We start from the raw sequence: 14,634 nt of genomic DNA, 5'->3' as shown, positions 1-14,634 counted from the left end.
AAAATTTTGATTAATAAAAAAGCCTTGGCACGTGGAAATGCCAAAGCTTAAGCGTTTTTGACACGTTCCTACGCAAGTATTAGCTTACAGGTTCAAAGGGTCTGAAATACTTTCATCTCAGCCAAAAAGGCACCCCTCGTGTTATCGCTTTCAATTATAGCGCATTATACTATTGATTACAATGCTGGGTTAATAAAGATGCTATCTGTATACGCCATAAGTACTAGTATTTTAGCTATTATTAAAAATATGCTAAAAAGCAAAAAAAGCATAGTGATTATAGTTAATTTTGAATAAAGTGTAGTTAGTAATAATTAACAGTTATTTAATTTGGAGGAAAGTAAATATGAAATTTACGGATGAGCTGCACGAAGCAGGAACGGCATTGTGGCATAAAAGTATGGTGCATCCCTTTATTAAGGAACTACAAAGTGGCGAACTCCCGATTGCCACTTTTAAATTTTACTTGTTACAGGATCGCTATTATTTAAGAGAATTTAGCAAGTTGCATGAATTAATTGCAGCAAAAACGGATAATCAGGAAGTAAAGGAATTTTTACTGGCAGGGGCACAAGACTTGAAAGACGTTGAAATATCAGTGCGCGGCCATTTTTTTGAAGAATTAAACATAACTGCGACTGAAATTACTAAAACTCCAGTGGCGCCAACAGCTTATAACTACGTTAACCATATGCATATGACATTAAAGCGATCTGGTGTTAAAGCAGCGGTCGCAGCGCTTTTACCATGTTACTGGCTCTATCAGGAAATTGGCCAAAAAATGGCAGAAAAAGGTTCACCGGTTTCTTATTATCAGGAGTGGATTGATACTTATGATGGCGAGTGGTATGGTGCCAATGTAGCCAAAATGCTGCATTTAACCAATTCTTTGGCTGAAAGTGCCACTAATGAAGAACTTGAGCAAATGCAAACTGCATTTGTACGCAGCAGCTATTATGAATTGCAGTTTTGGCAGATGGCTTATGAAAAGCAAGATTGGAAGTAACTTCTGTAAAAACCGCTTTTATTTTATTCTTACTTGTCTTTAGTCAATTTCATAATAAAATTTTGATATTGGACAATGTAATTATTGTTCAAAGTCCCAGGAAAGTGTGCAACTTGGAGAAAATAAGATATATTTATTTTATAATAATGTAGATTTATCTAGTACTGTTAATGGTGATTTAGGAATTTCTAAAATGTGGGTTACTAGTGGCAGCATATATTATGCACTAAAAGCAACTGATCTTAAACCTGAATTTCTAGTCTATAATTGGTCTGGAGAGCTAACAATGCACTACTATGCTAGTGGAAGCAAAAAAGCAAGAACCGTCAGTTATAGTGCTCGCGGTATAGGCCGATGCCAAACTTAACCGCAATATTCTCACTCTTGCACTCGTGGACGACATGGCTATGCCACTTTAAGTGATAAAATTGATGGCTTCTTAGGAGATATAATGTTTCCAAGCACCACCTTTTAAATGGAATATAAAAATGAATGATGAACTATTTTTTAAATTAAGAAAGATACTAGATTTTTTAAAAAACAAGCGCCGACAGCTATTATTGAAGAGAATGTAAATAGCGTTGAAAATTATAGGGCAGAATCTGTTGATGAGTATAATAGAGCAAAAAGTTATCTTGGCAAAAATAATAGTTCGTTTAAATCTTTTCATGTAAGTGTGGATTCAGCAAAAGATTTCTTGCGTTTATTGAACTTGCTGGGTGCAATACATGCAAATTTTAATATACGTTCAAAGCCTTTTATAATAGAAGGAGAAGAAAGCAGTAAGTCGCTAAAAAAAGAGAACGACTATTTTAACAATTGGATGGAGTGTTTTTCAAACTATGAATTTATGATAGTTAATTTTGATGAAACTGCTTTAGACCAGGATCAATATTACGGTTAATTTCATTAATTTATAAAAAGGCAGCTTACCAAGTTTTGATGTGAACCCTAAAATTAGGACACTTTATATTAGCTGCTAACTGAGGACTAACTGCCGATATTCAAGCGGAGTTAGTCCTTTTAGTTTGATTTTGATTCTATTCTGATTGTAATACTCAATGTAGTCTCTGATTGCGTCTTCCAGTTCAGTGAGATTCTTAAACTGCTTTTCAAAGCCATAAAACATTTCTCGCTTGAGTATCCCGAAGAAGCCTTCCATTAACCCATCATCAAGCGAATTGCCCTTGCGTGACATTGACTGGCTAATGCCATGATTTTTGAGCCACGCTTGAAATTGCGGGTGTTGGTACTGCCAGCCTTGGTCTGTGTGAAAGATCAAACCATTTAGTGCCGGATGCTTGTCCCAGGCCTTTCTTAACATGTCCATGGTCTGCTTAAGATTAGGGCTGCGGGAAATAGTATAGGAAACAATCTCTTGGGTGCAGCCATCAATGATCGGTGATAAATAGGTCTTTTGCCCCTTGAGCTTAAACTCAGTTATATCTGAATACCATTTGTGATTGGGATAAACCGCACTAAAGCTGCGTTTAATCAGGTCAGGCTTAATCGGACCCTGAGTGCCGCGATAGCTGCTGTATTTGTGCCAGCGTTTATTGACTATGCCAAACAATTTCAGCTTGTTCATTAAGCGTTGCACTTTTTATGATTGACTAATAAATCACGACGCCTAAGCTCTGCAGTAATGCGGCGATAGCCATAGCGGTGCTTGTGTTCTTCATAGATAGTTTTGATTTCTGCCATTATTTCTCGATTATCTCGCTCTTTATCCTTCTTCTTTAAAGTGTAGTAGTAATTACTACGGGATAAGTGCGGCAGATTGGGATTGGCATTAATGGTATCAAGAATAAAAGTTACGCTGACTTTAAGCTCGCGCCTTAGTTGGGTAACTGCCTGGGCTATTTCCGCGGCTTGCGGTTCTTGGTCCGCTGGTCGACTAAGACGCTCAATTTTTTTACGAATTCGTTCTCGATTTTCAGCTTCAAGTTCTGCTGGCGTAAGCGGTCGTTCTCTTGCTTGAGCCGATGATTTTCCTGTTTGATCAGCTGTTCTCTTTTGGTCATAGGGCGGTCGTCCTCTCTGCTTGTTAACGATATTATACCCATTTTTACGATATTCGCGCAGCCAATTGGACAACATGCCACTACTTTTTAAGCCCAAGTCAATAGATACTCGACGGGCAGGCTCATGTTCAACTATGATTCGCCTAAGGGCCTGCTCCTTAAAATTACTTGTATAAGCAGTGAAAGGCTGATCTAAAATAGCTAGACCGTGACGGCCAATTAAAGCTAACAAGTAATTAATATTAGTCTTGCCAACCCGATAACGCTGACTTAGCTCAGCAGGGCAGATTTGATAATCGTGCCAAAGATGATAGATTTCAACTTTATCTTGTTTAGATAATTTAGACATAAAAATGACCCCCAAATTTGTCCTAAATTTGGGGGTCACTTCATTTAAGCTGCCTTTTTAGTTCAGTCATTTCGCATTGTTAAAATCATTATATTAAAAGCTAATATGCTATTATTCATCAATTTTTTTAATATAAATTAATTTTGCTTTTCTTAATATGCCACGATCTTTAAATAGAAAGCCATAATATCTATTATTAATTTTTCCGACATAATAAAGCGTATCATAAGATCCTTGATTATCAGTAGTTATTTTAACGGAAGCAATTTTTTTATTATGTAAGCATTTATATGTGTCTAAGTTATATGAATATTTTCTTTTGCCAGCACTAAAATAAACGGCTTTTTCTAAAGAATTAATTCTACAATAATGTATAAAGCTTATTCCAATGCTGATAAAGAAAAATGTTAAAATAAATACAGTTATAGTTTTTGTTATTTTTTCATTTTTGCTCATTTTTAATATGTTAGGAAGAGAGAAAAAATTATGAAAACAGAATTTAAAAAATATAAACAGTCTTCTTTATTAATAGTAGCCTTAATTATATCACTTTTGGGGTTTTAAGAATTAATACCGTTTTTGCATCAAATGATAATATGCCTGAGATGAATAATACATCTGCAGAGCCTTTTGAGCTTGTCGCAACATATAAAAAATATAGCAACAATTGACAACACAGTGGTTATGGAGGTCAAAGGCAACGATGTAACTCTCATTAAAATATATGGAAAATAAAGATATTCCTGAATTAGCCTACAACAAAAAAATCATTCCTTTTGTAAATAATCAAATTCGAAAATTGCAATTTTGACCACTACACCCCAATTCAGCAATTTACAGCCTGCCAAAACTATTGGTAAAGATTGGAACGATGTACTAGTTAATAGTAAAAAACAAGAAAATTCTACTAAGCGGAGATACAATTAAATAAAGACAAAACAGATAGTGTTGTGATTTCCAATAAGCAGGTAATACAATCCACAGGTATAGAACTTGAATAGCACTACTTTAAAATCTAATATCGCTTTTTACCATATATCACTATAAAAGTGACTAAATATGGTATAATATAAGTACAGATATTGGAGGTTTTAAAATGAGTGCAACAATCGTTAAACTACTCAAAAGCAAAAATATAAGCGTCGCTAAAGTCGCTGAGGCCAGCAACGTCCCACTTAGTACTTTAAGAAACTCAATTGTTAAACCAATTGAGACCTGGTCAATTAGGGTCCTTAATGCCTTTGCAATCGCACTTAAAGAGAAGCCAGGAGATTTACTCAATATGCTAGAAACACAACCATATATTTTAGATATAAACGATGAAACGCAGACTATCCAAGGCGTTTTCATTGCTAATAAAGAAATTTACCAACAAATTAGAACTGTCGTGGAAGTCAACCACCTGGAAGGGTGGAATCCTACAGAATCAGATATCCAGGAATTATTTGATGAAGCTATCCAGCCTGATCCAGTAGTGGCTGAGCGCTTTGAAGAAATTTGGGGCAAGGATAATGAGTGATTGGATTAGTGAAACCTTGTATTCAAATGGCGTCCTAAAAAATAAGCTCCATATCCATGACTCAAAGGAGTTAGAGAAAAAGGAATATGAGCTATCCGCTCGGAATGCTTTGTTCTTGTTGCAAAAAAAGCCCCAAATAAACGATATCGGAGACCTTAAGAAGGTACACCAATTCTTATTTGGTGAACTATACGATTGGGCCGGTAAATATCGCCCCGGCAATTTCAATAAAAACGGGTATGAATTTTTTGATCATACCAGATTCGATTTTGCCGAAAAAGATATTAATAACATGCTGCACAAGTACCCCGCGGGCAAGCCTTTGGCTAACAAAGACTATGCTGAGCTGCTAGACGCAATTAATTTCATGCACCCGTTTAGAGAGGGCAACGGCCGTAGCTGCAAAGTTTTTCTTTCTGCATACGCGGCTAATCATGGCCAAGTAATTGACTATCCGCGAAGAAACAAAGAGATGATTGAAGCGCAAAATGAAGCTAACGTTGACAAAATTGCTAAACTGATTAAAGTTGAGAACACCCCCAGCCGCAATCGGGCGTTCCAAGTACTAGCCTCGCAGCAAAGTGCTGGAAAGACACTTAGCCAAAACCAATCTAACCAAATTAGTCTTCACTAACTCACGCTTTGAAGGCCTGACTACCACTATGCCGCAGACCTAGACAATCATTGATGGCCTGGGTGTTGACGGCATTCCAATTGATGATATTAATATTATTGTTCAATTGAAGCGAGGCTGGCAGTTTGCTATCAATGAAAAAAAGCCCCTGGACTTAAACTTCGAAAAGAGGCTTAATGCGATTGTTGCCCGCGATACGGCGGCCTTTCCAGGGTATTTGCGTAATGGTTCCAACTTACCGGGGCGAGTTTGAACCACCTATGATTGAAGAGAGTAGGAACAGGAATATTTAAAGCAGCTGTTAGTCAGTGATCGTACCGCCACCGATAAGGCACTGACCCTGATGTATCACAATATGCGCTAGCAAATGTTCTACGACGGTAACAAGCGAACTGCTCCAACCTGATAGTTCTGCCAAAGATGAAAAATTTCAATTTTGTCTTGCTTAGATAATTTAGACATAAAGATGACCCCCAAATTTGTCCTAAATTTGGGGGTCATATCATTACTACGCCTAGTAGCTTTTTTGTTATTAAAATTATTACGATAGTCTATGATTTGATACGCTCATCATGCCATTCTAGAATCATCTTGACTATGGCGTTAGCGACATTCAAGTTTTTTAATATGGGACCGTGGGAATAGGTACCGATAAAATTGCGATAGCGCAAGCCTTCGACGTGATCTTGGGGATTGTTGCCGTAGCCTTCAATCATTTCTCCTAAGGGATGCAGCTTATCCTGATCATCAAAATAAGTTTGTCCGGAATGATTTTCAAAGGCCTTGACTTCGCCCCATTCGCTCATGTAACGGGTATCACCAATCATGCGCTTATCTGCCTTAAAAACGGTATGGAAAGGTAGAATATCTAACCCTTTGATTGTCACTCCGGCATTGGTTTTATAATATGTGCCCACTAGCTGATAGCCACCGCAGACACCTACCATAGGTTTGCCCGCGTTAATATACTTTGTCAAAGTTTCTTTATGACGCGGTAAATCTTTAGCAACAACAGTTTGCTCAAAATCTTGTCCACCACCAAAAAAGACAAAGTCATAATCAAAAGCGTTGAATTGATCACCAAGAGAAATATTATCAACTTGTGTATCATAGCCCTGTTTTTTTAGCAAAAATCTGATAATTTTAACGTCGCCAGAATCACCGTAAGTATTCATCAGGTCTTCGTATAAATATGCAATCTTAATTGTTTTGTTTGCCATTGTTTACCAACCCCTATTATCTTGTTTAAAGTATATCTTAATAGTTAGAAGCGGGCAAAGAATAGTTATTTAAGATTTTGCTGCGCTGCAAAATGATTGATTGGACCGTATTTGGAGCCAACTGCAATTGGGTGAGCAATAGCTTCATAAGTAAAGTCCTTGGCTGTTTGAACGCTAGCGATAATCGATTGGCCTTTGGCTAATTCGGCAGCAATTACAGCAGATAGAGTGTCGCCTGTACCATTAATTCTATCTGTATTAATGAAAGGCTTGGTAAATTCATGGAATTCGCCATCTGCAGTTAACAAGATGTCAGTCACTTGGGACTGCTGGGAGTTGTCATGACGCCCCTTCATCAACACGTTTTTAGCGCCCATTTCCTGCAGCTTTTTAGCACCTTGACGAATTTCTTCTTTAGTATCTAAACTTAAGCCCGTTAACTTTTTCTGTTCATAAAAATTAGGCGTAATAATGTCAGCCAGTGGCATTAATTGCTCAAGAAACGCTTGGTAAGCATCACCATCAAGTAGGGTATCACCGTGCTTAGTCATGATGACCGGATCAAGCACAATTTTACCCATGTCATATTTATGCAAATTGGCGGCAACACAAGCAATTACGTCTTTGTTAGCAAGCATACCGGTTTTAAGTGCATCAATTTTAAAATCATCGTTTAGGACATCAAACTGCTTTTGAATAAAAGGAATTGGCATGACTTCCTGGGCGTAAATTCCAGTAGTGTTACCGGCCACTGCGGCTGTCAAAAGCCCCATACCATAAACTTGCCTAGCATAAAAAGAATGCAGGTCAGCGGTCATTCCCGCACTGCCATCGCTGTCATTGCCAGCAATTGTTAAAGCAATAATTTCTTTTTTCATTTTTGATATATCCCCATTTTAATAAAAGCTCTATGTAACCAGTATAACTTAAAACAAGCATAATGTTATAATAATTTCTTGTAAAAGCAAGGCCTAGTAGTAAAATGAAGATAAAACCGCTTTCTGTTGGAGAGGATCAAAGATGTTAAAAGAATATATTATGGCAATTGATGAAGGCACAACTTCAACCAGGGCAATGATAATTGACCATCAGGGCAGAAAAATTGCCTCTTCACAAAAAGAATTCCCCCAATATTTTCCCCAACCGGGCTGGGTGGAACATAAAGCAGAAGAAATTTGGCACGCAGTGCAAACAACAATTGCCAATGCCATCATCAATTCTGGAGTGCGGCCACAGCAAATAGTAGGAATAGGCATTACCAACCAGCGTGAGACCACAGTAATTTGGGATAAAAAAACCGGCAAGCCAATTTATAACGCAATTGTGTGGCAATCACGGCAGACGACCGACTTAGCAGAAAAGCTAAAAAAAGATGGCTATAGCAATCTGATCCACCAGAAGACGGGACTAATAATTGACCCTTATTTTAGCGCCACTAAAATTCGCTGGATTTTAGATCATGTCGCTGGAGCACAAGAAAAGGCCGAAAATGGCGAGCTGCTTTTCGGTACAATTGACAGCTGGCTTTTGTGGAACTTGACCGCTGGTGAAGTTCATGTGACTGATTATACTAATGCTTCAAGAACGATGCTTTTCAATATTCATGATTTAACTTGGGATGAAGACATTTTAAAGTTGCTTAATATTCCTAAAGTAATGTTGCCGGAGGTAAAGTCTAATTCTGAAATTTACGGCTACACCAAGTCTTATACATTTTTTGGCGGGCGAGTACCCATTGCCGGTATTGCGGGTGATCAGCAGGCGGCTTTGTTCGGTCAGTTAGTTCTGAAAAAGGGCATGGTTAAAAACACTTATGGCACCGGCTCCTTTATCGTGATGAATACTGGAGAACAGCCAACAGAATCTGACAATAATTTATTGACTACTATTGCGTATGGTTTAAATGGCAAAATTTCGTATGCTTTAGAGGGTTCTATTTTTGTTTCCGGCAGCGCTATTCAGTGGTTGCGTGATTCGCTCAAAATGATTAAGACGGCAGCGGATTCGGAGAAGGCAGCCAGGCAATCAAAGTCTGAAAATGAGGTTTACGTGGTACCGGCGTTTACCGGCTTAGGGGCACCGTACTGGGACTCCGAAGCCCGTGGTTCCGTCTTCGGTATTACACGTGGAACAAATGACAAAGATTTTATCAAGGCCACATTGCAGTCGCTGGCTTATCAAACGCGAGATGTAGTGGATACGATGCAAGTTGATTCGGGCATTAAAATTCCGACTTTGCGCGTTGATGGCGGTGCTTCCAATAATGACTATTTGCTGCAATTTCAGTCTGACATCTTAGGTATTAAAATTGAGCGTGCCAAAATATTAGAAACAACTTCAATGGGTGCAGCTTTCTTAGCTGGCTTAGCCGTGGGTTATTGGCAAAATGTCAATGAATTAAAGGATATTTTCGTAGTAGGTAAAACTTTTGAACCGAAGATGCCTGAAAGCGAAAGGGAACATTTGTATCAGGGTTGGAAAAAAGCCGTGAAGGCCACCCAAGTCTTTGCCCACGGTGAGTAGTTTTATAATAAAAGGAGGATAAGAAAGTGGCACATGATCGAATAATTGCATTAGATAGTCCGATGAACTTTCGCGATGTTGGCGGTTATCAAAGTGTAACTGGTCAGACAGTTAAATGGAATAAAATTTATCGTTCAGATTCACTCAGCTCTTTAACAGCAAGAGACCAGGTTAAATTAGCTAAGTTACGCGTCACTGTCGACTGTGACCTGCGCTCTGAATACGAAAAGTCCTCTTCACCTGATATGTCATGGCCCGATGTGAAATATGTTGATTTGCCGGTATACTCAGACAATATCAATGATGTGCAAAATAACCGGTCAATCTACCGCTTTTTGCATCATATTCCTGATATGCATAATAATTTTATTGGTCGGATTTATCAACAAACTCTGCTAAGTTCCCACAGCCAGGAAATGTTTGCCCGCGTTTTTGCGGAACTGTTGGAATTGCCAGAAGATGAAGCACTGGTTTACCACTGCAGTGCAGGTAAGGACAGAACGGGAATGGTATCTGCCTTGATCTTAATGGCATTAGGCGTAGACGATGACACTATTGCCCGTGATTATTTGTTAACCAATGAACTTTATGATTTTGCAGTTTCTCGGCAATTGCCAAGTAATGATGAAATTACGCAAATGGTTTCCAAAATGAACGTCACTAAAGGTGAGGGCATAGCAATTCGCGGTATTACGGAAACTGTTCGTGGCGGCTGGGGCGATTTTCCCACCTTTTTTAAAAAAGTATTGGGCTTTAATGATGATGACTTGGCTCAACTAAAACGAATGTACTTAGATTAGAGGCGAATCGTGATGGTAACCTTGCTTGATGTTGCTAAAAAGGCTAATGTTTCAAAGATGACAGTTTCGCGGGTGATTAATCATCCTGAACAAGTAACCGATGAATTGCGCAAATTAGTTGAACAGGCGATGGATGAACTGGATTATCACCCTAATTATGTTGCTCAGGCTTTGGTAAATAAGCGGACAAATGTGATTAAATTTGTCACCCTGGAAGATGTGGATACGACAGAGCCGTATTATATGAACCTGCTATTTGGCATTGCTCGCGGGTTATCTAAAAAGCAATATGCCATCCAGCTGGTTACAGACAGAAATCAAATAGAAGACGGCAACTTTGACGGCTACCTGATTACTGGTGCCCGCTCCAGTGATTATGCTTTATTTGACAGCCTTAAAAAACCCTTTATTTTATTTGGCGAAAATCATCATGGCTATGATTATGTGGATAATAATAATCAGTATGGTGGAGAACTGGCGACAAAATATGCACTTTCGCGGTTATACCAAAACGTTATTTTCATTGGCATTGATGTCAGAGAGCCATTTGAGTATTCGCGTGAAACGGGTTATGTCAATACTTTACAGAAGCACAAAAAGGTCCCGCAAATCTACCGCATTGCTAATCACAGTCACGCTGCGCAAGAAGTAATCAAAAATAATTTTCACAAGTTTCCTAAAGATACTTGTTTTATCTGTGCTAGCGATCGTATTGCTACAGGAGTGGTCAGGCAATTGCAGGATGAAAAGGCTAAAGTTCCGGCTGACTTTGGTGTGATTGGCTACGATGGCGTTTTTCTGGATCAGGTTTCCAACTTGAAGTTAACTACCGTTAAACAGCCAATTTTTAAAATGGGTGAACTCTTGGCCAACATGCTCTTACGCAAAATTGATCAAAAAGGGTCTCCTCAAGGAGAGGCACTAATTAAGCCTTCCTTAGTTAAAAGAGAATCAACCAGGTAAAATATAAGTACAAACAGAAATACACATAATAATCAGGTATCGGCTTGATTACTATGTGTTTTTTGACGTCTAGTCTTTTTTTAGGCAAAAAAAGTGAATGGACAGAAAATATGTCTGACCATTCACTAACACTAAAGTAGATTATACTTCTACTTTAATTAATCACAAACTACGGTAAAAAATATGAATAACAGATTTACTTTGCACCCATTTATTTTATCACAGATTAGCTTAAAATAATGATTATAATATGTATATTTTTACGGTATGAAATCCGCGCAAGAGAATTGAACTGATATAAATAAACTCACAAAAAATGCCAAAACAATTTTTCAAAAAAAGTTTTGGCATTAATTATTTAAAAATAAATATATCTTGCTTTTCCCAAATTTCACACATTTCTGGGGTATTGAACAAGAATTAAATTGTCCAATACCAAAATCTTATTATGAAATTAAGCCAAAGGCAAGTAAGAATGATATGACCCGCAAATTTGTCCTAAATTTGGGGGTCATATTTTCTGGAGAAAAACTAATTCTCTCAGACTCTAAGAAATGGTTTTAATGTAAGATTATTTTCCTTATTATTCAGGTTTGTAATCAGGATCGATAATTAAAACAGGTTTGATTGTTTTACCAGAAATTGAATCAGCATTGGCCTGATTAATATCTTCAAATTGATAAAACTTTTCAGTCTTATCAAATGGAAACTTCCCTAATTGATAGAACTCAAGCAATCTTGGTATGTCAACTTGTGGAATGGCATCACCCATGTTAACGCCAACCACTTTTCTATCATCTACACAAAGATCGTTCCAAGTAGAAATAGTCAGGTTCTGAGCTGTTACGGCAATTGCTGCGCAGGTACCACCTTGTGCCAAGGCATCGACAGCATTTTTAATAACGCCAGAAACACCAGTAGTATCAACTGTCCAGTCAACGCCATATCCACCAGTTAATTCCTTGATCTTGGCAACTGGGTCTTCTTCTTTACTGTTGATTGTATGTGTGGCACCTAATTCTTTAGCTAATTCAAGCCGCTCTGGAACAACATCAACTGCTATTACTTTAGTGCAGCCACTAATTACACCAGCCATCATTGCAGCTAATCCTACTGCGCCAGTACCAAAGACAGCAATGGTATCGCCTGGTCTAGCTTTCAGAGTGTTGAAAACAGTACCGGAACCGGTAACGTAGCCGCAGCCGAGAGGGCCAACTTTGCGCAAGTCGATATTATCAGCAATTTTTACTGCATTTCTCTGATCAACTACAGTAGTGGTAGTGAATGATGATTGGTTAAACATATCACAAATTCTGTGACCATCTTTTTGGAAATGATCATCACCATCTGCACGGACACCGGAAAGATTATAGTCGCTATAATGACGGCATTGGGTTGGGATACCCTTTAAACAATTATCACAAATACCATCAGCGTAGAAAGATAAAATTACGTGATCGCCTACACTGAAGTTTTTAACTTGGTCACCAACTTTTTCAACAATTCCGGAACCCTCATGTCCTAGAATTACTGGGTAGCCAACACTTGAATCACCTTTGCGCAAGGCTTCATCTGAGTGGCAGATTCCGCTTGCTACCATGTGAATTTGCAAGTCAGTGGGTCCTACTTCGTGTAAATCAATATTGTCTTCGATCTCAAACGGATCGCCCATTTTTTTAACAACAGCAGCTTTTATTTTCATAAAAAAATCCTCCTTACCTGTTAGCGATTTCAAGATTATTGTGAACCTGTACACATAAAAATGCAATAGTTTTTTAGGAAAAAACATACCTGAACATACCGCACTACGCTAATTTAATTGAACTAGCGGCGATTTTTTCTGATAGCGGTAACATTGCCATTACCATTGCCTCTCACCAGCTTTCTCAGCTAAACTTTAAGTGGAGGTATAAATTTATGACGCACTGGTATGAGCATGCAATAATTTACCAAATTTATCCCAAATCTTTTCAAGACAGTAATGATGATGGTATTGGTGATTTAAATGGAATCAGGCAGAGATTACCTTATTTACAGCAGCTCGGTATTAATACTATTTGGCTAAATCCAGTTTTTGTTTCCCCACAGGTTGATAACGGCTATGATGTGGCAGATTATTTTAAAATTGATCCCCGAATGGGAACAATGAAAGACATGAAAGCTCTAATTGCTGCTTGTCATCAAGTAGGGATTCATGTGCTTTTAGATTTTGTTTTAAACCATACTTCTGATCAAAATGAATGGTTTCAAAAGGCCAAAAGTGATCCGCATAGTCAATACCGCGACTACTATATTTTTGCAGGTGCAAATAATCAGCGTCCCAATAACTGGGGCAGCTTTTTTGGCGGCAGCGTTTGGGAACCGGATCCGGCAGGTACGGGCCAATTTTATTTCCATTTGTTTGACAAGCACATGCCCGATTTAAACTGGCGTAATCCTAAAGTAAGACAAGAAATGCTCAAAATTGCGGAATTTTGGTTGGCTCAAGGAATAGATGGCTTGCGCCTTGACGCTTTTATTCATATTGCCAAGGCAGATTTACGGCAAAGTTTTCCGGTAAAGGAAGTTACAAACGAAGATGACCAAACGGTAGTTGCCGAACCCTTTTTTGCTAATTTGCCCCAAGTTCAGAAATGGCTGCGACCATTTTGTGAGCAGATAAAAAAGGATTATCCAGAAGCTTTGCTTTTGGGGGAAGCTGCCAGCGCTAATGTTAACTTAGCAGCGGACTATACGGCAAAAGACCACCATCTTTTAGATAGTGTTGTTACTTTTCGTTATTTTAAGGATGATCAAGGGCACATTGATCCTAACTTGCCTGCAGCTGTTCAGCCTAAAGGACTTGACTGGGATGCTTTTAAGAAGACGCAGGTTATTTGGCAGCAAACTTTGGCGCAGGTTTCTCAACCTACATTATATTGGAGTAATCACGACATGCCGCGGCTGGCTAGCAGAATAGCAAAAACTGAAACACAGGCACGCAGCTTAGCAATGTTGATGTATTTGCAACGGGGAATCCCCATTATCTACTATGGCGAAGAATTAGGCTTAAAAAATCTGCTTTTTACTGCTAAAGAAGAGTTTAATGATCAAGAAGCGGAAGGCTTTATCACGAAAGCTGTAGATTGGGGTCTAACAAAAGCAGCAGCACTAAAAATGGTCAGCCAAGCCCACAAAATGCCGGCACGAGGGCCGATGCCGTGGACAACTAAAAAGCCAAATTATGGTTTTTCAAAAGTGAGACCATGGCTTGAAGGTCAAAGCCAAAATAACGCTAATGTTCAGGCCGAACTGGATGACCCTGACAGTATGTTTAACTTCTACAGACAACTGATTAGTTTGAAAAAAACGGCTTTGTTTCAATCAGGTAGTTTTTACTTGCTAGCAACCGCTAATGACAGCTACGTTTATCAGCGGGATTTAGCAAATGATAGTGCAATCGTGGCTGTTTCACTAAGCAGTCAAAAATTAAAAATTAAAATACCTAGTGAATATAGGAAAGTCATGTTAACTGCCGGACAGCATTATTTAAATAATGCTGAATTAATTTTGATGCCGTATTCTGGTGTAGTTTTAAGTAAATAATGGAGGAAAAA

General features: G+C 38.4%; 11 protein-coding genes, 1 pseudogene and 1 riboswitch. Of the genes and pseudogenes, 7 read left to right on the top strand and 5 right to left on the bottom strand.

Going from position 1 to position 14,634, the window contains the following annotated elements:
- Positions 1 to 48: 48 nt before the first annotated feature.
- A riboswitch (TPP riboswitch) is annotated at positions 49 to 147 on the bottom strand.
- A gap of 199 nt (positions 148 to 346) precedes the next feature.
- Positions 347 to 1,006 carry a thiaminase II gene (tenA, locus tag LDX54_RS09045; protein WP_265667347.1) on the top strand — a complete coding sequence of 220 codons (660 nt, stop codon included), beginning with the start codon at positions 347 to 349 and terminating at the stop codon, positions 1,004 to 1,006.
- A gap of 979 nt (positions 1,007 to 1,985) precedes the next feature.
- Here the strand turns inward: tenA and LDX54_RS09040 are convergent.
- Both LDX54_RS09040 and LDX54_RS09035 read right to left on the bottom strand, forming a co-directional pair.
- Positions 1,986 to 3,379: pseudogene (locus LDX54_RS09040) on the bottom strand (IS3 family transposase).
- Positions 3,380 to 3,490: 111 nt separating this feature from the next.
- Entirely contained in the window at positions 3,491 to 3,835 is a 345-nt protein-coding gene (locus LDX54_RS09035) for a hypothetical protein (protein ID WP_265667348.1), read from the bottom strand.
- Between the two features lie 640 nt (positions 3,836 to 4,475).
- On the opposite strand from LDX54_RS09035, the gene LDX54_RS09030 reads away from it, so the two are divergent.
- Entirely contained in the window at positions 4,476 to 4,898 is a 423-nt protein-coding gene (locus LDX54_RS09030) for a helix-turn-helix transcriptional regulator (protein ID WP_052724676.1), read from the top strand.
- Positions 4,891 to 5,532, top strand: a complete 642-nt coding sequence (locus LDX54_RS09025; protein WP_265667350.1) for a Fic family protein — start codon at positions 4,891 to 4,893, stop codon at positions 5,530 to 5,532. The genes LDX54_RS09030 and LDX54_RS09025 overlap by 8 nt, the downstream gene beginning before the upstream one ends.
- 551 nt (positions 5,533 to 6,083) lie before the next feature.
- Here LDX54_RS09025 and LDX54_RS09020 read toward each other — a convergent pair.
- Complete coding sequence (locus LDX54_RS09020; protein ID WP_122038142.1) at positions 6,084 to 6,752, bottom strand: cobalamin biosynthesis protein CobQ; 669 nt, start codon at positions 6,750 to 6,752, stop codon at positions 6,084 to 6,086.
- A gap of 65 nt (positions 6,753 to 6,817) precedes the next feature.
- A complete protein-coding gene (gene thiD / locus LDX54_RS09015) occupies positions 6,818 to 7,630 on the bottom strand; it encodes a bifunctional hydroxymethylpyrimidine kinase/phosphomethylpyrimidine kinase (protein WP_187157085.1) in 813 nt (270 codons plus the stop codon).
- 142 nt (positions 7,631 to 7,772) lie between these two features.
- On the opposite strand from thiD, the gene glpK reads away from it, so the two are divergent.
- From glpK to LDX54_RS09000, 3 genes are read left to right on the top strand one after another with little or no spacing between them, the layout of a single operon-like run.
- Positions 7,773 to 9,275: a glycerol kinase GlpK gene (gene glpK / locus LDX54_RS09010; protein WP_265667351.1), complete on the top strand. Its 1,503-nt coding sequence runs from the start codon at positions 7,773 to 7,775 to the stop codon at positions 9,273 to 9,275.
- Positions 9,276 to 9,301: 26 nt separating this feature from the next.
- Positions 9,302 to 10,075, top strand: coding sequence for a tyrosine-protein phosphatase (locus LDX54_RS09005; RefSeq protein ID WP_122026614.1), 774 nt, complete (start codon positions 9,302 to 9,304; stop codon positions 10,073 to 10,075).
- Between the two features lie 12 nt (positions 10,076 to 10,087).
- On the top strand, positions 10,088 to 11,038 hold the full coding sequence (locus LDX54_RS09000) for a LacI family DNA-binding transcriptional regulator (RefSeq protein WP_046325650.1): 951 nt from the start codon (positions 10,088 to 10,090) through the stop codon (positions 11,036 to 11,038).
- Between the two features lie 583 nt (positions 11,039 to 11,621).
- Here LDX54_RS09000 and LDX54_RS08995 read toward each other — a convergent pair.
- On the bottom strand, positions 11,622 to 12,740 hold the full coding sequence (locus LDX54_RS08995; RefSeq protein ID WP_265667353.1) for an NAD(P)-dependent alcohol dehydrogenase: 1,119 nt from the start codon (positions 12,738 to 12,740) through the stop codon (positions 11,622 to 11,624).
- 215 nt (positions 12,741 to 12,955) lie between these two features.
- On the opposite strand from LDX54_RS08995, the gene LDX54_RS08990 reads away from it, so the two are divergent.
- The gene (locus LDX54_RS08990; protein ID WP_265667354.1) at positions 12,956 to 14,623 is read left to right on the top strand and encodes an alpha-glucosidase; all 1,668 of its coding nucleotides are present in this window, start codon (positions 12,956 to 12,958) and stop codon (positions 14,621 to 14,623) included.
- Positions 14,624 to 14,634 lie beyond the last annotated feature (11 nt).

This window comes from Lactobacillus sp. IBH004, from assembly GCF_026185255.2.
GTDB classification, from domain to species: Bacteria; Bacillota; Bacilli; order Lactobacillales; family Lactobacillaceae; genus Lactobacillus; species Lactobacillus melliventris.
The sequence above is the reverse complement of the archived record's forward strand: the minus strand, read 5'-3'. Positions and strand labels throughout refer to the sequence as shown.

Coding starts and splice junctions, on each gene's coding strand:
- tenA (WP_265667347.1), top strand. CDS start 347: ATGAAATTTACGGATGAGCTGCACGAAGCAGGAACGGCATTGTGGCAT.
- LDX54_RS09035 (WP_265667348.1), bottom strand. CDS start 3,835: ATGAGCAAAAATGAAAAAATAACAAAAACTATAACTGTATTTATTTTA.
- LDX54_RS09030 (WP_052724676.1), top strand. CDS start 4,476: ATGAGTGCAACAATCGTTAAACTACTCAAAAGCAAAAATATAAGCGTC.
- LDX54_RS09025 (WP_265667350.1), top strand. CDS start 4,891: ATGAGTGATTGGATTAGTGAAACCTTGTATTCAAATGGCGTCCTAAAA.
- LDX54_RS09020 (WP_122038142.1), bottom strand. CDS start 6,752: ATGGCAAACAAAACAATTAAGATTGCATATTTATACGAAGACCTGATG.
- thiD (WP_187157085.1), bottom strand. CDS start 7,630: ATGAAAAAAGAAATTATTGCTTTAACAATTGCTGGCAATGACAGCGAT.
- glpK (WP_265667351.1), top strand. CDS start 7,773: ATGTTAAAAGAATATATTATGGCAATTGATGAAGGCACAACTTCAACC.
- LDX54_RS09000 (WP_046325650.1), top strand. CDS start 10,088: ATGGTAACCTTGCTTGATGTTGCTAAAAAGGCTAATGTTTCAAAGATG.
- LDX54_RS08995 (WP_265667353.1), bottom strand. CDS start 12,740: ATGAAAATAAAAGCTGCTGTTGTTAAAAAAATGGGCGATCCGTTTGAG.
- LDX54_RS08990 (WP_265667354.1), top strand. CDS start 12,956: ATGACGCACTGGTATGAGCATGCAATAATTTACCAAATTTATCCCAAA.